Origin of the sequence: Clostridium sp. JS66, from assembly GCF_033561535.1 — a bacterium.
GTDB lineage: Bacteria > Bacillota > Clostridia > Clostridiales > Clostridiaceae > Clostridium_AM > Clostridium_AM carboxidivorans.
In genome coordinates this window covers 3,850,035-3,870,170 of sequence record NZ_CP131467.1, presented here as the reverse complement: position 1 = coordinate 3,870,170, position 20,136 = coordinate 3,850,035, and the positions used below count along the sequence as shown (strand labels likewise).

At 33.0% G+C, this 20,136-nt stretch carries 20 protein-coding genes; 13 read left to right on the top strand and 7 right to left on the bottom strand.

The annotated features are described in order from the left end of the window. Positions 1 to 2: 2 nt before the first annotated feature. Positions 3 to 893: a 1,4-dihydroxy-2-naphthoate octaprenyltransferase gene (gene menA / locus Q6H37_RS17925; protein ID WP_318734803.1), complete on the bottom strand. Its 891-nt coding sequence runs from the start codon at positions 891 to 893 to the stop codon at positions 3 to 5. A gap of 236 nt (positions 894 to 1,129) precedes the next feature. Here menA and Q6H37_RS17920 point away from each other — a divergent pair, with 236 nt between their 5' ends. The 4 genes from Q6H37_RS17920 to Q6H37_RS17905 are packed head-to-tail and all read left to right on the top strand — an operon-like array spanning position 1,130 to position 4,808. Then, complete coding sequence (locus Q6H37_RS17920; RefSeq protein WP_318734801.1) at positions 1,130 to 1,939, top strand: electron transfer flavoprotein subunit beta/FixA family protein; 810 nt, start codon at positions 1,130 to 1,132, stop codon at positions 1,937 to 1,939. Continuing rightward, the gene (locus tag Q6H37_RS17915) at positions 1,927 to 3,216 is read left to right on the top strand and encodes an FAD-binding protein (protein WP_318734799.1); all 1,290 of its coding nucleotides are present in this window, start codon (positions 1,927 to 1,929) and stop codon (positions 3,214 to 3,216) included. Before Q6H37_RS17920 ends, Q6H37_RS17915 begins: the two co-directional genes overlap by 13 nt. A 3-nt stretch (positions 3,217 to 3,219) precedes the next feature. After that, positions 3,220 to 4,515 carry an FAD-dependent oxidoreductase gene (locus Q6H37_RS17910; RefSeq protein WP_318734796.1) on the top strand — a complete coding sequence of 432 codons (1,296 nt, stop codon included), beginning with the start codon at positions 3,220 to 3,222 and terminating at the stop codon, positions 4,513 to 4,515. Continuing rightward, positions 4,515 to 4,808, top strand: a complete 294-nt coding sequence (locus tag Q6H37_RS17905; protein ID WP_318734793.1) for a ferredoxin family protein — start codon at positions 4,515 to 4,517, stop codon at positions 4,806 to 4,808. Before Q6H37_RS17910 ends, Q6H37_RS17905 begins: the two co-directional genes overlap by 1 nt. Positions 4,809 to 4,920: 112 nt before the next feature. Here the strand turns inward: Q6H37_RS17905 and Q6H37_RS17900 are convergent, their stop codons facing one another. After that, on the bottom strand, positions 4,921 to 5,625 hold the full coding sequence (locus tag Q6H37_RS17900) for a cell wall-binding repeat-containing protein (protein WP_318734790.1): 705 nt from the start codon (positions 5,623 to 5,625) through the stop codon (positions 4,921 to 4,923). A 311-nt stretch (positions 5,626 to 5,936) separates the two neighbouring features. On the opposite strand from Q6H37_RS17900, the gene Q6H37_RS17895 reads away from it, so the two are divergent. The 4 genes from Q6H37_RS17895 (at position 5,937) to Q6H37_RS17880 (ending at position 9,571) form a co-directional block, all read left to right on the top strand. After that, on the top strand, positions 5,937 to 7,424 hold the full coding sequence (locus Q6H37_RS17895) for a hypothetical protein (RefSeq protein WP_318734787.1): 1,488 nt from the start codon (positions 5,937 to 5,939) through the stop codon (positions 7,422 to 7,424). Between the two features lie 337 nt (positions 7,425 to 7,761). Then, on the top strand, positions 7,762 to 8,289 hold the full coding sequence (locus tag Q6H37_RS17890) for a helix-turn-helix domain-containing protein (RefSeq protein ID WP_318734785.1): 528 nt from the start codon (positions 7,762 to 7,764) through the stop codon (positions 8,287 to 8,289). A 1-nt stretch (position 8,290) separates the two neighbouring features. Then, the gene (locus Q6H37_RS17885) at positions 8,291 to 8,662 is read left to right on the top strand and encodes a DUF4180 domain-containing protein (RefSeq protein ID WP_318734782.1); all 372 of its coding nucleotides are present in this window, start codon (positions 8,291 to 8,293) and stop codon (positions 8,660 to 8,662) included. A 60-nt stretch (positions 8,663 to 8,722) separates the two neighbouring features. Next, positions 8,723 to 9,571: an alpha/beta hydrolase gene (locus tag Q6H37_RS17880; RefSeq protein ID WP_318734779.1), complete on the top strand. Its 849-nt coding sequence runs from the start codon at positions 8,723 to 8,725 to the stop codon at positions 9,569 to 9,571. Between the two features lie 369 nt (positions 9,572 to 9,940). Here Q6H37_RS17880 and Q6H37_RS17875 read toward each other — a convergent pair whose 3' ends face one another. Then, a complete protein-coding gene (locus Q6H37_RS17875) occupies positions 9,941 to 11,551 on the bottom strand; it encodes a hypothetical protein (protein WP_318734777.1) in 1,611 nt (536 codons plus the stop codon). A gap of 356 nt (positions 11,552 to 11,907) precedes the next feature. Here Q6H37_RS17875 and Q6H37_RS17870 point away from each other — a divergent pair, with 356 nt between their 5' ends. From Q6H37_RS17870 to Q6H37_RS17860, 3 genes are all read left to right on the top strand, one after another. Beyond that, the gene (locus Q6H37_RS17870) at positions 11,908 to 12,807 is read left to right on the top strand and encodes an SDR family oxidoreductase (RefSeq protein ID WP_318734776.1); all 900 of its coding nucleotides are present in this window, start codon (positions 11,908 to 11,910) and stop codon (positions 12,805 to 12,807) included. A gap of 376 nt (positions 12,808 to 13,183) precedes the next feature. Next, positions 13,184 to 13,600, top strand: coding sequence for an NAD(+)--rifampin ADP-ribosyltransferase (arr, locus tag Q6H37_RS17865; RefSeq protein ID WP_318734773.1), 417 nt, complete (start codon positions 13,184 to 13,186; stop codon positions 13,598 to 13,600). Positions 13,601 to 13,804: 204 nt separating this feature from the next. Continuing rightward, positions 13,805 to 14,365, top strand: a complete 561-nt coding sequence (locus Q6H37_RS17860) for a DUF1697 domain-containing protein (protein WP_318734771.1) — start codon at positions 13,805 to 13,807, stop codon at positions 14,363 to 14,365. 184 nt (positions 14,366 to 14,549) lie between these two features. Here the strand turns inward: Q6H37_RS17860 and Q6H37_RS17855 are convergent, their stop codons facing one another. Beyond that, the gene (locus Q6H37_RS17855; protein WP_318734768.1) at positions 14,550 to 14,762 is read right to left on the bottom strand and encodes a hypothetical protein; all 213 of its coding nucleotides are present in this window, start codon (positions 14,760 to 14,762) and stop codon (positions 14,550 to 14,552) included. Between the two features lie 283 nt (positions 14,763 to 15,045). Here Q6H37_RS17855 and ppsA point away from each other — a divergent pair, with 283 nt between their 5' ends. Next, positions 15,046 to 17,658, top strand: coding sequence for a phosphoenolpyruvate synthase (ppsA, locus tag Q6H37_RS17850; RefSeq protein WP_318734766.1), 2,613 nt, complete (start codon positions 15,046 to 15,048; stop codon positions 17,656 to 17,658). Between the two features lie 161 nt (positions 17,659 to 17,819). Here the strand turns inward: ppsA and Q6H37_RS17845 are convergent, their stop codons facing one another. Together Q6H37_RS17845 and Q6H37_RS17840 are read right to left on the bottom strand one after the other, a co-directional pair. Further along, positions 17,820 to 18,161 (bottom strand): hypothetical protein, encoded by a 342-nt coding sequence (locus tag Q6H37_RS17845; RefSeq protein WP_318734763.1) that lies wholly within the window; start codon positions 18,159 to 18,161, stop codon positions 17,820 to 17,822. 2 nt (positions 18,162 to 18,163) lie between these two features. Then, the gene (locus Q6H37_RS17840; RefSeq protein WP_007062541.1) at positions 18,164 to 18,379 is read right to left on the bottom strand and encodes a helix-turn-helix transcriptional regulator; all 216 of its coding nucleotides are present in this window, start codon (positions 18,377 to 18,379) and stop codon (positions 18,164 to 18,166) included. 195 nt (positions 18,380 to 18,574) lie between these two features. Here Q6H37_RS17840 and Q6H37_RS17835 point away from each other — a divergent pair, with 195 nt between their 5' ends. Next, a complete protein-coding gene (locus tag Q6H37_RS17835; protein WP_318734757.1) occupies positions 18,575 to 19,048 on the top strand; it encodes a flavodoxin in 474 nt (157 codons plus the stop codon). Between the two features lie 277 nt (positions 19,049 to 19,325). Here Q6H37_RS17835 and Q6H37_RS17830 read toward each other — a convergent pair whose 3' ends face one another. Further along, a complete protein-coding gene (locus Q6H37_RS17830; RefSeq protein WP_318734754.1) occupies positions 19,326 to 20,114 on the bottom strand; it encodes an acetoacetate decarboxylase family protein in 789 nt (262 codons plus the stop codon). Positions 20,115 to 20,136 lie beyond the last annotated feature (22 nt).

The window sequence follows — 20,136 nt, the reverse complement described above, 5'->3', positions numbered from 1 at the left end:
CTTTATCTTGAAAATAGTATTGAAATAATAAGAATAACTCCAAATTGCCCCTGTAATTTTGCTGTTTCTTGATCAAGGGCAGCAAGCTCATAAGTAAATCCATTAGATATATGCAATTTACTTATATTTTTTAATGCTGTTGGTAATGTAACTAGGCAAAATAAACTCCAAATGGGAGTAATTCTATAGTAAGTCATGACTAAAACAGAAATATATGATAGAGAAATTAAACCATAATATATATAGCAGGAACCAATTCTTCCAATAATTATAGATAGAGTTTTTATTCCAGCTTTTTTATCATGATAAACATCCCTAATATCATTTGCATGCAAAATTGCTGTAGTTAAAAGTCCAACTGGTATAGATAAAAGAAGTACATTTGTATTAATTTTCTGTACTTGAACAAAATATCCACCAAGCGTCATCAAGGGTCCAAAGATTATAAATATTAAAGGGGCGCCTAGGCCTCTGTATTTTAGCATAAGGGGTTTCCCGGTATAAAAATAACCACTTAAAGCTCCTACAGTACCTAGAATTAGAATAAAGAATCCTTTTTGAAAAGCTAAAAATAATCCCAGTATACATCCTAAAGCTAAAACTAAGCGTCCTCCTTTAGATAGTTCTTCAGGAGTCAATAAATTTTCAAAAATAATACCACTAGAAGATCCAGATTCTTTTGTATCAACTTTATTTATAAAATCATCATAATCATTGAGCATATTTGATGAAGCTTGCAAAAGTACAGCGGCCAATAAGGAAAGTAGGTAGTATGTAAACTGAAATTTTGATTCTTTCCCAGCAAATATAGCACCTATTGTAACTGGTATTATAGAAGCTGTTAAAGAAAAAGGTCTTGCAGCTCTTAACCATATTTTAAATTTTTGTCTCATCATGTATCCTCCTAAATATATTTACAACTATTAATGCTGTAAGTAGATTTAAATTTTTGCTTTATATACACTATAGATTAATCATGTGAAGATTTTATAAAGATTTTTAAGAACAAATTTTCAAATTATTTAGCCTTCATTTTTTCTTCACATGAGGCTTATATAATAGAGAGCAAACAATGAGAAATGATTGAGAATAATAATTTTAAATAAAAATTGAAGGAGTTGTTGTTTAATTGCATGCTTTAGTTTGTGTGAAACAAGTACCAGATACTACAGAAATTAAAATGGATCCAAAAACAAATACCCTAGACAGATCAAGTGCACCTACAATTATTAATCCTTATGATGCACACGCTGTGGAGGAAGCCGTAAAAATTAAAAATATGCTTGGAGGTAAGGTTTCTATTATATCAATGGGGCCACCACAAGCAGAGGAAGTTATTAAAAAGTGTATTGAAATGGGAGCAGATGAAGGATATCTTCTTTCAGATAGAGCCTTTGCTGGTTCTGATACCCTGGCTACAAGCTATATACTTGCAATGGGAATAAAAAAAATAATGGAAAAAGAACATGTTGACTTAATTTTTTGTGGAAAGCAAGCTATTGATGGGGACACTGCTCAGGTTGGGCCAGGTATTGCATCTAGACTTGGAATACCGCAGTTAACCTATGTGGAAAAGATAAAATGTTTGAATGCGAAAAATAGTACTGTAATAGTACATAGAAAAATTGATAATGGTTACGAAGTTGTTGAATCAAAACTTCCCTGCTTAATTACAGTAGAAAACGATATAAATGACTTAAGTTATTCACCACTGCCAAATATGATTAGAGCAGCCCGCTATAGAGCAACAGTTTTGGGAATTAATGATTTTAAAGCAGATATGAGCCAGTTAGGACTTAAAGGCTCTCCAACTTCAGTTCGACGTATATTTCCTCCAGCTCAAAGGCCTGGTGGGGAGTTATTAAAGGGCAACATTGATGAGGTGGTAAAACAGCTTACGGATAGATTGAAAGGAGGAATAGTTAGATGGCAGTTATAATTGCAGATTCTTGTATTGGATGTGAATCCTGTATCCCAAGTTGTCCTTTCGATGCATTGGGGATTAATGGAGAAGGTAAATTAGTAGCTAGTAAAGAAAAGTGTACTGAATGTGGAAAGTGTGTATCGGTGTGTCCAGTTTCTTCGTTAAGTATTTCAGGTGGCAAAAAGAAAGCCAATGATATCTTGAAGAATGAGATTAAGGAAAGTAGTAAAGCTTCAAAGTCAGAAAAGCCTACTGGAGATGTATGGGTTTTTGCAGAACAATTGGAGGGTAAACTAGCCTCTGTTACTCTTGAACTTATTGGTGCTGCAAGAAAGCTTGCTTTAAAATTAGAGGTAAAGGTATGTACAGTTTTATTAGGTGATAAAGTTGAATCTATAATATATGAGCTTTTTTTACATGGCGTAGATACCGTATATGTCATAGACGATGAAGTATTTCATTTTTATAGGACAGAGACTTACAATAGAGCTTTCCGTTATTTAATAAGTAAGTATAAACCAGAAATATTGTTAATGGGAGCAACAACTACCGGAAGAGATTTAGCTGGTGCTGTTGCAACTGCAATGAAAACCGGACTTACAGCGGATTGTACTCAGCTAGATATTGATTTGGAAAAAAGAATATTACTTGCCAGTCGCCCAGCCTTTGGTGGAAATATAATGGCTACTATAGTATGTGAAAAACATCGTCCTCAAATGGCTACTGTTCGTCCAAGAGTTATGCCAATGCCAGAACCTGAAGTAAATAAAAAAGGCGTTATAATTAGAGAAAATTTCAAAATTGAAGAAAAATCTCTTAGAACTTGGGTGCTTGAAATTATTAAGGAACAGTTAGAAAATGCAAAACTTCAGGATGCTAAAATTATAGTTTGTGGTGGAAGAGGCGTGCAGAATCAGGAAGGATTTAAGTTGCTTTGTGAGTTAGCAAAGGTTATTGGCGGTGTAGTTGCAGGAAGCCGTGGTGCTGTGGAGAAAGGCTTAGTTGATCATAAACGACAAGTTGGACAGACTGGTCAAACTGTGTCCCCAAAGCTGTATTTTGCAGTAGGAATTTCTGGTGCAATACAGCATACTGTTGGAATACAGGGAGCTGAAACTATAGTTTGTATAAATACAGATTCAGAGTGTGAAATGATGAAGTTAGCTACCTATGGAATACATGGAGATGTTTTTGAAGTATTACCCAAATTAATTGATAGTTTTAAGGAAGTACTTGAAGATATTTCACAGACAAAAAATAAAAATTTATGCGCAGTTGCAAAGGAGGGTTAAGAAGTGTCTGAAAAATTTGATGTTATTGTTGTAGGTGCTGGTGTTGCCGGTCTTGCAGCTGCATATGTAATGGTGAAAAAAGGTCTTAACGTTATTGTTATTGAAAAAGGTAAACACCCTGGTTCCAAAAATGTTATGGGTGGTGTATTATACCGTCATATGATGGATGAGATTATTCCAGAGTTCTGGAAGGAAGCACCTCTTGAACGTCCTATTATTGAGCAAAGCTTTTGGCTATTGGGAAAAGAATCTGCAGCAAAGACAGGTTATAGAGGGATGGAATGGTCAAAGCCGCCTTATAATAATTTTACAGTTTTTAGAGGCAAGTTTGATCAGTGGTTTTCCAAAAAGTGTATAGATGCTGGTGCACTAATTGTAAATGAGACTGTTGTAAAGGAATGTATTGTGGAAAACAATAAAGTTGTTGGCGTTAGAACAGATAGGCCTGATGGAGATATTTATGCTGATGTAGTTGTGCTTGCAGATGGTGTTAATTCATTGCTGGCCAAAGATCTTGGATTTCATAAGGATTGGCGCAAGGATCAAGTAGCTCTTGCAGTTATGGAAGAATTAAAATTACCTTCAGATAAAATTGAAGAAAGATTTAACTTAGATAAAGGTATGGGGGCAACAATAGAAATGTTTGGTGATGGAACCTTAGGCATGGTAGGCACTGCATTTATCTATACCAATAAGGAACATATATCTATTGGCTGTGGAGCTTTGCTTTCTCAGATGAGTGAGAGAAATGTTAAGCCTTATGAATTATTAGAGTATATCAAGCAGCATCCTGTGATAAAACCTTTAATTACAGGAAGTGAAGCAAGTGAATATTATGCACACTTAATTCCAGAAGGTGGATATAATAGTATACCTAAATTAGTGGGAGATGGAGTACTGGTAATTGGTGATGCAGCTCAGCTTGTAAATGGTATTCATAGAGAAGGATCAAATTTAGGAATGACTTCTGGACGTTTTGCTGCCGAGACTATTATACAGGCTAAGAAACTAGGTAAATTCAACGAAGAAACACTTTCATACTATCAGAAATTGCTTAAAGAAAGTTATGTTATGAAAGATTTAAAAAAATATAAGGATGCATCTACAATTATGGAAGAAAATCCACAGTTTTTCAATCATTATATACCAGCAGTTAACAAGGTAATGAGTGAAATGTTTACTGTAGATGGAGCATCAAAAAGGGACAAGCAAAAGTTAGCTATTAAACATATGTCTGGTGGAAAATCTTTATTAAATATGGGTACAGATGGATTTAAAATATGGAGGGCGATGAAATAATGGAGGATATAAAAGTAAAAGTTAATATTGATGATAAGCTGTATTTAAATACTTATAATGTTGATACTGTTTCACATTTAGAAATAAAAGATCAGTCTATATGTGAAAATTGTAATGAAAAGACCTGTACTTTCATTTGTCCGGCTCATGTTTATGAATTTAAGGATGGACATATTACTGTTGGTTATGAAGGTTGTCTTGAATGTGGAGCTTGTCGTATAGCTTGTTCTCGTGATAATATTGATTGGAACTTTCCAAGGGGAGGTTTTGGCATACAGTTCAGATTGGCATAACAGAATAATGAATATGGATAGTATGAGAACTATACTTTGTGATATTTAAAACCCTGGAGATATCCGGGGTTAAATTATTACTGGAAGATTTTCATGTAAATCATATAAATGATTAAGATATCTTATTTTTATATCGCCCTAATCCATGCCCATCAATTCTATCTATGTGTTTAACATTTTCTAGTTGAGATATGTTTTTTTCAACATCTTCTGATATAGTTTTAGTTGATCCTATAATATAAACATTTATTTCATGCATCTTCTTAATAGATTCAAGTGTGCAGTAAGGAATGCTGTTCCTTTGCACATACAAGATAGGATCTCCATGATGTGCAGACCAGTAGGCAGCCATAATGCCTTCATGGTAGTTTTCACCAGAGACTATAAGAATATTTTCAAATTTTTTTCTTATACTAGGTATTTTACAAGCAGTTTCAAAATGGTTACGTCCTGTTATGTGGTATGTTCTAAAACCATAATGGTTTAGAGTTAAAGATATATTCCTTGAAATATTTCCAACTAAAATTACATGTATTCCTTTATAACCTTTAGGGGATAATCTGCAAATTTCACTTAATGTTTCTTGGCTTAACATATTGCCATCAGTAAATAGAAGAGAACCATTGATTGGAAGATGAACTAAGGGTGCTGCTGCTATTCCATCAAAAACGTTATTTCTATTTACTAATATAACAGTGTTAGGTTTCATGTGAGTAAAAACAATTTTAGACACTTGTACAGCAGTATCTACAGAATTATTACTGCATATCCTTGTAGTGTTTGGTGTAAGTGGACATCTGCTTAAGTTTCGATTCATTATTTTCCTCCTAGGAAGTTGTATTTAGATATTATATGTTTGAAATATACATTTAGTGATAAACATAGGGCATAACGCTAAGAAGATTTGAAGGTGCGATTAAGAGACTCTAATATTTGCTTTTCTTCCATCAATTAGTTTTGTAATTTTTTGAGGTTTAATTTTGGATATTCATTTATTGTTTTGGTTCATTTTTGTATATTTGACTATTTTATTAATTATCTTAGTTTATAATGCTAATAGCTGAAAATTTGCGGTATAATATATAGAAATTATAAACCCTATAAAAACAAGATGGAGCGTAGAGGAAAATGAGAAAATACAAGCAAATTACAAAAAAAGAATTAATTTTATCAATGGTAACCTGCTCAATATTTATGCTGGTATATTGGATTGCATTTTATGAATTATATACTTTATGTAAGTTTGGAAGAATCAATAATAATATAACTGTATTATTGGGATGTATGGCATTCTTTTTGGTTTGGTTTACAATTCTCATAATTAGAATCGTGAAAAAGCCAGAAGTTGTACCTGAGCAGAGTGTAGATAGATATGAATCATATTCAAGGTATAAAACTGTATGGAACTGTGTAGTTGCAATAATTATAGTTCTTATAACATGTTTTTATGGAGTGAAAATATATCATAGTGCAATAAATTATAATGGAAAGCTATCATGGTACTTAAGTGATTTGAAAAATAAAAAAACTGTAAAGCTTGAACATAATAATATATATGAAAGTGGCATAGAAGGGATATTTACAGATATTAATAAAAAAGTTCATATGCCTGAAAAATTATATGTTGCAAATAACTTTAGTCTTAATTTTGATTCTAATGGAAAAATTGCAGCCTTTGATACATACCTTTATGGAAAAAATGATAAAGGTAAGTTAGAAAGCTATTTAATCAGCTATAACAGCAAAAAGTCAGGGAATATAACTGTATATTTAAAAGGTTATGTAAATGCAAATTATAATGATGATAAACTTTTAGAACCATTAATTAAGACAATGAAAGTAATTCCACTTAAGAAAACAGTGATGAACTGGCCTGAAGAACAGTATGGCATCCTTTATTCTGGTAAACGAAGCTTTGGGTATAACACAAATGGTATTGTTTATATTGATTCCAAGGGAAATACAAATTCAGATGTTAACGCTAATTCTGAAATAGTAGGATATACTGTTTCTGTATTTGTACCAGGTAAGGAGAGTAAATATACTCCTGTTAGATACAACCTAGCAGATGGTTTAAATAATATTAAAACATCAGAACCTTCAAAAGACAATAAAAAGAGTTCTAATCAATCAAATAATGCTGCAGATCAGTTTTATTTATCAAAGCAAGTTGGATATCGTTTAGAAGTAACGGCAGCTGCAGCAGGAAGCAGGTCTTATTCACTAACAGGAACTACCGATGGCGGGCAAACATGGAAGACAATAAATGAAGATCCATTTTCAGGGTCCCTTGGATCAGCAGCAGGAATAGCATTTTTGAATGATAAGCTTGGATTTTTATGTTTATCTTATAGTGGTGGAAGTAAGGGACAATTATATCGTACGGAGGATGGAGGTAGATCTTATAAAAAGGTAAATTTCCCAGAAACGAAAATAACATTAAATGGTGGTGAAACGTATAATCCTTTTGATTTACCTGGAATGCCTTATGAGAAAGATGGAAGTCTTAATGTTTTAGTTGGGCAAGGATCTGATGGAGATTATAATGGAGGATGTAAAGCTTTGTACCAATCAAAAGATAATGGTGTAACATGGCAGTATTTAAAAATAAGCTGATAAAGATTAATTATCTGTATACAAATAAGATAACTATAAAAAGAAGAAAGACTTAGGAAGCATAGAACTTGTACTTTGATGAAAAGGTACGGAAATATTTTATAAATAATAAAGAAGAATCCGCAGAGTATGTGGGTTCTTCTTCTTTTATTTTGTCTACAATTGGAATATGAACATTCTTTATAAATGGCAATAAAATTCAATATATGCTAACTTAGTTGCCAATAAAGTTTAATAAAATACAATAAAGTATAATAAAATACAGCAAATTACTTGACGATTACAAAAAAAGTTATTATAATTTGATCATAGATTAATTTTGAAAGGGTAGATTTTTATGGAGAATCAATTTTATACAATAGATAAAATTGCAGAAATATTAGGAATGCATCACAAAACTATTAGAAAGTTTATAACAGATGGCAAGCTTGCAGCAAGTAAAGTTGGAAAGCAATGGAGAATTTCAGGTCATGATTTAAGTATTTTCATGGAAAAAAATAATGTTAACATGAATGATAAAAAGATTAGTGAAGAGTCAAATATTGATTTTGTTACCAATGGAGAAGTGAAAGATAGTATAAATCAAAAGGTAAATGTATCTACTGTTGTAGATATTAATGATGTAGATAAAGAAGAATATTTTAGAATATCCAATACTCTTATAGCTGTAATGAATTGTAAAGATTCTAAAATGGGAAAATCAACAATTAATATGAAATATGATGAAAAAGTAAGCAGACTAAAGGTTTTATTATGGGGAAATATAAGCTTTAGTGAAGAGATGCTAAGTACGATTTCTATGCTTGCGGAACAAAATAATTTATCCGATGACAAGAACTCTGTTATTTACAAGGAGAGTGAATGATTTGAATTATAAAGTAGTAAATAAAGATAACAATAAATATATTGAATTTGCTTCTGGTTTGAGGAAACTTTCTTCAGAACAAGATGTGGTAGACTGTATATCTATATGTATGGAAAATGACATTTATACAATAATGCTGCATTCCAATGTATTATCTGAAGATTTCTTTAATCTTAAAACTAAACTTGCAGGAATGGCATTGCAAAAATTTATAAATTATCATGTAAAAGTTGCTGTTATTATTGAAGATGAGGAAAAGCTTAATGAGAGATTTAAAGAAATGATTATGGAAGCTAATAAAGGAAATGATTTCAGAACATTTAGGAATATTCAAGATGCTGAAACTTGGATTTCAAAGGTATCTAATGGATAGCATCTGTAACACTCCACCTGAGTTTAAGAATCACTTTATGACATTAAGGAGAAAAGTAAAATGGGAAAAAATACTGTGTTTAAAACTCAAGAAGGAAAAAATGATGTGATAAAACGTTATGATTTGTTTCTTGAAAAGTGGGCATTATCTTATGAAAAATTTTATGTGGATACAGTGTATGGAAAGACATTTATTATAGCTAGTGGTGAAAAAAGTAATCCACCTCTTATATTACTTCATGGCAGTGGTATGAACTCTGTTATGTGGTTAAGAGATATGCAAAAATATTCCCGTAATTACCGGGTGTATGCTATAGATATACTAGGTGAACCAGGGAAAAGTGATGAAAATCGTCCTTCACTAAATGGTTCCTATTATGCAGAGTGGCTTAAAGATGTTTTTGATGATTTATCACTAAAAAAAGCAAGTATTGTTGGAATTTCATTAGGTGCATGGCTAGCAATAAAGTTTTCGGTAAGTTATCCAGAAAAAGTATCAAAACTTGTATTGCTTTGTCCATCTGGCGTAGGAAAACAAAAGAATTCATTTGTTTTTAAGGCTATATTTTATGCACTTTTAGGAGAAAAAGGTATAGATAAGTTATATTACAAAGTTAATGGAAATCAGCCTATCCCAGAAGAAATGTTAAAATATCAGAAGCTTATAGGAAAGAACTTCAATTATAGGCGAGAGACAATCCCTATATTTTCTGATAATGAATTGAAATTATTAACCATGCCAACAATACTATTTGTAGGAGCAAAAGATATAATGCTCTATTCAGATAAGACTGCAAGACGGTTAAGAGAGTTACTTCCACATTCAGAAATAAATATTATAGCCGAAGCTGGTCATTCTAATGTTAACGATGTAAATAAAATAATAGCATGGTTAAATTTAAACAGTTAGTGATATGGAATTATAAAAAAATAAAATTGATAAGGCATATATTTGGATATATAGCATTCAATAATAGATAGATTTCAAAAAAGAGAGGTATTTTTGTGAGTGTTTAGTATCATTTATTAGAGCAAATTCGCTGCGCTCATAAATATCCCTGGGGGACGTAAACAAATTGTTAGCAATTTGTTTTGCTGATAATTAAAAATGATTTTGATAGTTATAATCCCCTTTAGTATTTTTTATCAAGTATATCTAGATAAATATTTCTGAAGTAATGACAAAATCTACCTTGGACACCATAAAAAGCAGCACTAGCTTTTAGCGCTGCTTTCTATGGTGAATTATAATTTACTCAGTATTGTTTATATTATCCTATTATTTTTTCCTAAATAAAATTGCGTGACTCCAGATAGTATCAAAGATAGCTGGGGCAACATTTGTTCCTGGGTTTGTATAAATCCTGAAGCCTACATAAGCATCCTCATTGTTATCAACACCGTATGCTGATCCTTTAGGATTGTCTGTACTATAAGGTATAATAACTTCATTGCCTTCCTTAGACTTTCTTGACATCTTTACTGCATAATAGTATTTCGAGTTTTTATAATCTTTAGGGAAATAATCGGTGGCAGGGTACTTTAACTCATCTGTAATATTGGCTCCTATAACGCCATTCCAAAATTCTTCACCATAAAAACTTATGTTAAAAAAAGTCGCAAATCCGGTTTTTGTGTGGTCAACGCCATATAGTATTACAAAATCATCATCATTTTTTAACTTAAAATTGTCTGTCCTTATATAGAGGCCATCTCTATTATCATAATACACAGGAACATCCTGTAATATTCCCTCATAACCATCAAGTATCCAGAGTTTTGAATTCAGATCCACATGCTCATATTCTTCATTTTCATATTTCTTAATTATCTCATTTCGCAGGTAATTTAGTTCATTTCTTGCATAAGGAACAACCTGAAATTCAGTAGTGCCAGTTTCATGCATTTTAAGGTCTGGTATAGGCCATGGATTTAAATAAGGATAAGGAGTTTTTGGAGTAATACGTAACACCTTCACATAGTTTTTAAGGTTATTGATATAATCCCAGCCAGCATCATAATCTAACCAAATTGCAGCTCTCATTATAAATGAGAAAGTATCTTTTCCCTTTTCAAGCCCAACGTTCGTAAGGCCCATAGGGATATTGTCATTGTTCATAATACCTGGGCTAAATCCTGATTTAACTAGAGCATCTCTCATTTGTTTATTAACGCCTTTGTCTGCAGTTGTAATAATGATGGTGGAACTGTTAAAAGGATTTCCAGGGGCCCCATAAGGTGTATTATCAGTCCAGATACGATTGTTATTGATTTGATCACCCAAGCTGGCACCGATAGAGTGATAAAAACCAGTATTGTCGCTGCCTACCGTAATAATATCACTGTAATCTTTTGATAGTTTGTTTTCTACAAATCCAAGGTAACTTCTGTAACTAAAGTTATACGCCGGTGGAGGGGTCTTTCCAATTAATACAATAGCTTCGTCTGCACGCAGCTTATAATCTAATCCAGGTGCTGCATACTCTATATTAGCTGGATAATTATTAGGATTCTGAGGATTGTATCCTTTTGCAGGTTTTTGAGCAGGAGATGGATCTTGGTTTGGCGCAGGTGGAAGGAGATAGGTTGCATAAGGAGCACCTGCATTGTTCGCAAAGGCAGTGTCAATTTTACCTTCACTGACTAGCTTCAGTATGTCTAAATACTTCAGTTTCCCTTTCTGAACAATAAAACCTCTTTCCTCTAATGTATAGATAAAGTCTGTTATCTTTCTAGCTTCATCATTTACATAATTAGAGAATTGATTCGAGAAGTTTCGGTTATATATTGGTGCATTAACGCAGTAAGGGCATGAGTACATTTTGCAGTTATCACAAGGGGATAAACTACACATTGGAGCGTTAACGTAATAAGGAATTGTGTTATACATATTATTCTTTCCTTTCAAAGGCTCTATTTAATCTTATGCTAAGTGTATAAAGGTTGTGATTAAACACTCAGCAATGCTATGTCTTATGGGGTTAGCATTAAATTAGAAAATCTATGTATTCTGTGTACCTCTTTCATTAAGGAGGGAGACATCTTTACGCAAAATCAATACATTATGGACAAGAATGGAGAGGCTAAAACTACTGATGATACGAAAACTAACATTAAAAATAGGTATACTTTATTTTTTAGTGTAATAAGGTATAGTTTGGTATTTTTTTAGTAAGAGATGATTTTTAACACTTTTAAAAACATTGCATATATTAATTTATGCAATATTTTTTAGGAGGAATAAATTTGGTTCATTACTATCCATACTTTGGTTATACAACAGAATGTAAAAAGATTCCTATAACCTTTCCGCCACAACACCAGCCTGTACAGCCCGGATTAGAGGTACTTATGCATCCAAAACCTATATTCAATGATCCTAAATATGTTGGAAGTGGCAAGTTGAAAAATAAAGTTGTCTTAATTACTGGTGGAGATAGCGGTATTGGTAGAGCAGTGTCACTAGCCTTTGCCAAAGAAGGTGCAGACATTTCTATTGTATATCTTAACGAACATGTAGATGCAACAGAAACAAAAGCATTAATAGAAGCCCAAGGAAGAAAGTGTATTTTAATTGCTGGTGACTTGAGGGAAGAATCCTTTTGTAAGCGTATAGTTAAGGACACACTATCTACTTTTGGACACCTGGACATATTAGTTAATAATGCTGGGGTTCAGTTTCCACAGAATAGCCTTGAAGATATTACCGCTGAACAATTGGAAAATACCTTTAGAACAAATATTTTTCCAATGTTCTATGTTACTAAAGCTGCACTCCCTTATCTAAAAAGAGGAAGCAGCATTATAAACACTGCTTCAATTACAGCTTATAAAGGTAATAAATTACTTATTGATTACTCTGCTACTAAGGGTGCTATTGTAAGCTTTACTCGTTCATTAGCTCTTTCTCTTGTATCAAAAGGTATAAGAGTTAATGGAGTCGCCCCTGGGCCTATTTGGACACCTCTTATACCATCAAGTTTTTCAGCAAAGTATGTAACAACTTTTGGCTTAGAAACCCCTATGAAGCGAGCTGGTCAACCTATAGAATTAGCACCTGCTTATGTTTATTTAGCATCTGATGACTCTACCTTTGTTACTGGTCAAATTCTACATGTAAATGGTGGTAGTTTCATAGGATCTTAGTTTTTTTATATAACTATTTTTAGTGTTAATGTTCATTTAATCAAGGAGAGACTATTATAAGACTTTGGAGCTTTGCTTCCTAGGTTTGTGACTGAGTATTCCATTACATTTAATATTTTGAAGAAGGCTTATTAAATCTTTGATTTGATTTAATAGGTTCTTTTTTATGGTTTGTAAACTAACCATGAAATTAGAACACCTGGTATTACACTTAAAATTTAAGTGTGGAAAGTAAAAAAAAAGAGATTTTTTACTCCTCCCACTTTATTATATCATATGAAATTTTTAAATAACAGACTTATAATTTGTACTTATTGTGGGTATTATGGGAGTAGTAGATATGTTAAATTTAAAAATATAAAAGGAGTGAATCAGCATGAATGACAAAAAAGATGTTTTAGATAATGGTCCTTTTCTTCATGGTACTAAAGCAGAACTAAAAATTGGAGACTTATTAGAACCACAACACTTATCAAATTATCAAAATAAAAAATCTAACTATATTTATTTTACCGCAACATTAAATGCTGCTAAATGGGGTGCTGAATTAGCGAAACCTAAATCAAAAGAAAGAATTTATATTGTAGAACCATTAGGTGAATTTGAAAATGACCCGAACTTAACTGACAAAAGATTTCCTGGAAATCCAACACGTTCTTATAGGTCTAAATCTCCTTTGAAAATAATAGCCGAATTAGGTTCATGGGAAAGACATTCTGATGAAGAAATAAATCATATGCTTTCATCTTTAAAAAAGTTAAGTGATGAAGGAAAAAATGTAATATACGATTAATCCACAAATATACAACATAATAAATAAGAAGTTCTTACAAGACAACTTTTCCAAAGAAAGACTGTTTTTCACTTTGTCAAGATGTGGAGTTTCTAAAAGGTTTGATAGAAAAGACTTACTAGCTAAAACTTGGGGAAAGTGATACAAGCTATAGGGGAAAGGGGATATACGGATATTATTTTCATATAAAGGGGAGTTTACAATATGACTGTTTATATAGCATTATTAAAAGGTATTAACGTAGGTGGAAAAAATATAATTAAGATGGCAGATTTAAAGCGAGTATTTGAATCAATTGGATTTTGTGAAGTAAAAACATATATTCAAAGTGGAAATGTTATATTCAAGTCAAATGATGTAGAGGAGTCCATTTGCAATAAAATTGAACACGAGATTGAGGCAGTATTTGGTATTCCTGTAAAAGTTATTTTGAGGACATCTACAGAGTTAGAACAGATTATTCTCAATTGTCCATTCTCAAAGGACGAAGTAATAGAAGCAGAGGCGATATCTGAAGTAAAGACTCTGTATGTTGCGTTATTGACGCATAATCCTTTAAAAGAGAAGATTGAGTGCATAGATGTTTATAGAAGTGAAAGTGATAAGTACCAAGTCATAGGGAGAGATGTATATCTTTTATTCCGTCATAGTATTCGTAATTCAAAACTTGCTAATAATCTCTATAAATTGAATGTACCAACAACTGTGCGTAATTGGAAAACATTAAGTAAACTCAATGAATTATCAAAAACTATGGAAATATGAAATGTAATTTCAGAAAGGTATTAATACGCAATCTTATCTTATTTGAGCAAATACGGAATGCGATGTGTTTTGCTAAAAAGAGGTTGTTACATTAAAAGTAAATATTACAATGCATCATGTTGATTTTTAATATACAAAATAATGCATTGTATATAAATTACCTAGTGCAACAGCCTTTTAAATTTTATATATTATTTTTGTTAAGCTCATTGATTGCCCATTCAACAGCTTCTTTACTGTTTCCAAATTCCTCATTTGTACTGCTTACATAGGAATAACCTTCTTTATCATCTATAGCCTGAATAAATAACTCTTTTGATCCATTGTATAAACTTAATTCACCATTTTCCTCAAGGGCATTTGTCAATTCTTCTGACTTTATAAAATCTTTTTCCATGTGATAACCTCCTTTTTATGGTGTTTATAAAATTAGGATTCAACAAATTGCATTATTTTATAACTGATAAGGCAGAAACCTTACAAAATCAAGAAATGCTTAGAAAAAGATTGACTTCTGATATGGAATATTAAATTTTTAAATAACAGGCTTATAATTTGTACTTATTGTGGGTATTATGGGAGTAGTAGATGTCACACTTTATATAAAATTGTTTCACTCATGCCTAGAAAATAGGTTAAATTACTCCGGTTTTCGGCTAAAAGTAGGAAGGAGAATATATATGAATTCATATGTGATTAGCTTTCAAGAAATTGACAAAACAAAGCTTTTTATGGTGGGGGGAAAAGGTGCCAACCTAGGGGAACTATCTAGGATTACGGGAGTACTAGTGCCAGAAGGATTTTGTATTACTACAGAAGCATATAAAAAGATAACTGGAAATAATCAGAAGCTTAATGGTTTATTAGATGAGTTAACGCATCTTAAAATAGAAGATAGGGAAAAAGTTTATGAAATTAGCAAGAAAGTTCGCATGGTCATCGAAGATATACCTATTCCTAAGGATATAGCAGAAGAGATTATGGGTTATCTCACAAAGTTTGGTGAAAAAGATGCCTATGCTGTGCGTTCAAGCGCAACTGCAGAGGATTTACCGACAGCATCCTTTGCTGGACAGCAGGATACATATTTGAACATTATGGGAATGGAAGCAATACTAAAGCATATAAGCAAGTGCTGGGCATCGCTGTTTACTGAGAGGGCAGTAGTTTATCGCCTTCAAAAGGGCTTCGATCATCGTAAAGTCCACCTGTCAGTGGTGGTTCAAAAGATGGTATTCCCACAGTCGGCAGGAATTTTGTTTACTGCCGATCCTGTGACTTGTAATAGAAAGGTGTTATCCATTGATGCTAGCTTTGGATTTGGTGAGGCCTTGGTCTCAGGTTTGGTTAATGCTGATATCTATAAAGTGCGTAATGGTAAGGTTATTGATAAGAAGATATCCACCAAGAAGCTGGCTATTTATGCCCTAAAAGATGGCGGCACGAAAGAACAGGAGCTTGAGTCTAAGCAGCAGAATAGGCAAGTACTTATGGATGAGCAGATTTTGCACCTTGAACGCATAGGGAGAAAGATCGAAGAACATTTCGGCTGTCCACAGGACATAGAGTGGTGTTTGGCTCAAAATACATTTTATATTGTCCAGAGTCGTCCAATCACTACTTTATATCCAATTCCTGAAGTAAATGATGAAGAAAATCACGTTTATGTATCTGTGGGACATCAACAAATGATGACAGACCCCTTGAAACCACTAGGAATGTCTTTAATGGAGTTAATATCTTTCGGACACAGGTTTAAAGCTGGTGGAAGGTTGTTTGTTGATGCGACACAAATGCTGGCTTCACCTGACAGAAGAGAAACTTTATTAAATAACATGGGACAACACGATCCGCTCATGAAAGACGCACTTGTTACTATAATAGAGCGAGATTTCATAAAATCTTCATTAAATGATAATGAGGAACAGAGTGATCGTAAAAGCAATAAAGGAGTGTCGTTTGCGGATTCAGAAGCGCAAATAGAAAACGACCCCACAATCGTTTCTAATTTGATTAAGAAGAGTCAAACATCCATAGAAGAGTTAAAACAAGACATACAAACTAAGTCAGGATTAGATTTAATTGATTTTATTCTAGAAGATATAAATGAGTTAAAGAAGATTTTATTTGACCCACAAAGTTCAGCTGTATTTATGGCTGCTATAAATGCTTCACATTGGGTAAATGAAAAAATGATGGAATGGTTAGGTGAAAAAAACGCAGCAGACACGCTTTCCCAATCTGTACCAAACAACATTACTTCAGAAATGGGCCTAGAGTTACTGAATGTTGCAGATGTAATTCGTCCTTATCCAGAAATAATTGATTATTTACAACATGTAAAAGATGATAATTTTTTGGACGAAATAGTCAAATTTGATGGTGGACGGGAAACTAGGAACGCAATCTTATCTTATTTGAGCAAATACGGAATGCGATGCAGCGGGGAAATTGACATTACTAGAACCCGCTTAAGTGAAAAACCAATTACACTTGTGCCCATGATTCTCAATAATATAAAAAACTTTGAGCCTAATGCCGCCAATAGGAAATTTGAGCAAGGGAAACAAGAAGCTTTGAAAAAAGAACAAGAGTTATTAGAAAGGTTGAAGCAATTGCCGGATGGTGAACAAAAGGCCAAAGAGACAAAACGAACGATCAGTATAATCCGAAATTTTATAGGTTACCGTGAATATCCAAAATACGGAATGGTTAATCGCTACTTTATTTATAAGCAGGCTTTGATGAAAGAAGCTAAGGAACTTGTGAAAATAGGCGTTATTCATGAAAAAGAAGATATTTACTATCTCACTTTTGAAGAACTTAGGGAAGTTGTGCGCACAAAAAAACTGGATTACCACATCGTAAATAAACGAAAAGATGAGCAAAAATTAAATGAAAAATTGACACCCCCACGTGTTATCACCTCTGAGGGTGAAACACCCTCCGGTGAGTACAAACGAGAAAATCTCCCAGCGGGCGCTATTGCAGGTTTACCTGTTTCTTCTGGAGTTATAGAGGGGCGTGCGCGTGTCATTTTAAACATGGAAGATGCTAATCTGGAAGCTGGAGATATATTAGTAACCTCCTTTACTGACCCTAGCTGGACACCATTGTTTGTATGCATAAAAGGTCTAGTCACTGAAGTTGGTGGATTGATGACCCATGGGGCAGTTATTGCACGTGAATATGGTTTGCCAGCAGTTGTGGGAGTAGAAAATGCTACCAAACTCATAAAAAATGGTGAGCGAATTCGTGTGAATGGAACGGAAGGATATGTAGAAATATTATAATGGGGACTTATGGTACTAGTTACAATTAGTACTATAAGTCCTTTATATATATCAACCGAATTAAAGTTTATTTTAAGATTGTCACAAATGTTAAGGTTAATTTTATCTTGGAATGTGTAAGATATAAGAATATCATATCCGCTGCCAGTTAACTTGAATAATTATCTTTTGCAGAAAAATGTTATTAAGAATGCACCAAGTGCTGAAAATAATGCAATAATAATAAAACTACGAGCAGCAGAATGATGAGAAATAACCTTACGTTTAATTTGATAAGCTGTTGATATTAAACCTCCAATTATTACAATTAACATTAGGTCAAAGTTTGATTCTATAAGTGGATTACTTAAGTGCAGCCCTCTTATAAATATATCGAAGAGAATTGCAAACATTATGAATCTACAAGCGTAAGCATCGCCTTGATATACAACAGCTTTTGTCCTTTCATCTATAATGCCGTAAATAGGTGTGCTTTTACCTTGAGTGTTACTTTTTTTAAACATTTTTATTCCTCCTCTAAATAAAATAAATCTTCAAACTTTTTTTGCAAACACTTTGCAAGTATTAGGGCTAATTTAGCGGTTGGACAGTATTGACCAGTTTCTATAGAACTTATTGTTTGACGACTTACTCCTGCCATATTCGCAAGTTGTTGCTGCGAAATGTTGAGTTCAGCACGTGCAACTTTTAGTCTATTATTTAAATTAGTTTTATCATCCAAGAAAACACCTCCAGTAATTAAATGGTATCATATACCAATATCTATGTCAAGTATACTTTGCAAAATGACAAGCATGCTTGCATACAATTTTTTTGTTTTGAAATACTATATAAAAATATTGTGATTTAGTATAATTACTAAAGAATAGATAACTTGTTAGAGCACTACAAAGTTTTATGGAAGGAGATAACATGTATGGATAATACACTAATTGTTTATTATTCGCTTTTCCAAAATACAAAGAATTTAGCGTTAGAAATAGCAAAACAAACTGGTGGTACTATAAGAGAATTAATTCCTGATAAAAATTATTCGTTTGATTATAATACAGCTGCTAAAGAAGTGAGAAATGAAATTTCCAGGGGGTTTTGTCCTAGGCTAATATCTGGAAATGAGTCAATAGATGAGTACAAAACAATATTTATAGGTACACCTAATTGGTTTAAAACATTAGCACCACCAGTTATGAGCTTTCTTAAACATCATGATTTCACAGAGAAAACAGTAATTCCCTTTTGTACCCATGGAGGCGGGGGATTTTGCCAAATTGAGAATGATATAGCTAGAGAATGTTCAAAATCTATAATTCTACCTGGTATTGCTGTAAATGGCACTGTTGCATCGAAAGAGGTTACAAATTGGCTTAAGATAATTGGATACAAATTGTAATAAATTCTAATTTATATATTATAGGTGTTCTAAAAATGTATGTTGATGCAAGACAGGGGGGGGGGGGAGATGACTCACGAAAAAGGTGTATCTCTACAACTGAGAGTGGGTTCGCAAAACTTAGAGAAGCTATACCATTATGGAACAATGTTCAACTTGTTATAGAACAGGGAGTTGGTGAGAAAAATTCAGAGAATTTTTAGATATATTATCTTATATACAAAAGTTTATAGTTAACCCCTTGACAGAAGTGCCAAGGGGTTTGTAATCTAATGTGCTACCTAAGAACCCGTCCTTTAAAAGCATTCATAAAGATTGTACCGCTCACACTGGTAGCAGATATATTACCATATACAGGCAAATCAGCCAGCTGTTTGATTATATGATTGTATACATTTTTCTCATTAGCTATCCATTCTACAGCACCTTTACCGTACCATCCAGACATAATAGTAGTTGACTGCGGATAAAGTATAGGTTCGTTTAAAGTTGCTCCTTTACCATTTACGTTAGGAATATAACGCCAGCCAAAGACATTACTAGATATAGGACCTGCAGCTTTGGTTTTTTCTAGCATTTCTTTTTCCCACAACTTAGTCTCAGACATTTCTAGACGTAGAAAGGTTTCTCCAAATATGCTGGCATTGGTAAAATACCTGCCATCATAAGCATGAAGATCTTGTATATCAGCGAAAATTTTAGGCTGACCACTTTGTTCCCTTCCTCCGATTATTGGGATAGTATTATTTTCCCAGATAACTAATGGAAAAACTCCCTCTAATTGATCATGCTTTCCATTAAAGCGAGCTGGAACTTGAACTTGTATTAAATTATAACCTCCGCCAACAAACCAGTTGCAGGCTCTAAGTTGAGATAAGCTGATAGTGAGTTCAGGCTTTAAAAGTTCAAAGCCTTTAGGCAAAAATTTGTCTAATGATTTACCATCAGTGTTAAAAGTGAAGCTCAGTGCTAAAGTGTTGGCAGTAGCGGTGAAATCACCACCAAATGTAGTTGGGCCAAAGAATGGTGGCATACTATAGTCTTTGTCTTCTTCAAATTTAAACATCTCTACCTCCATTTACAATATT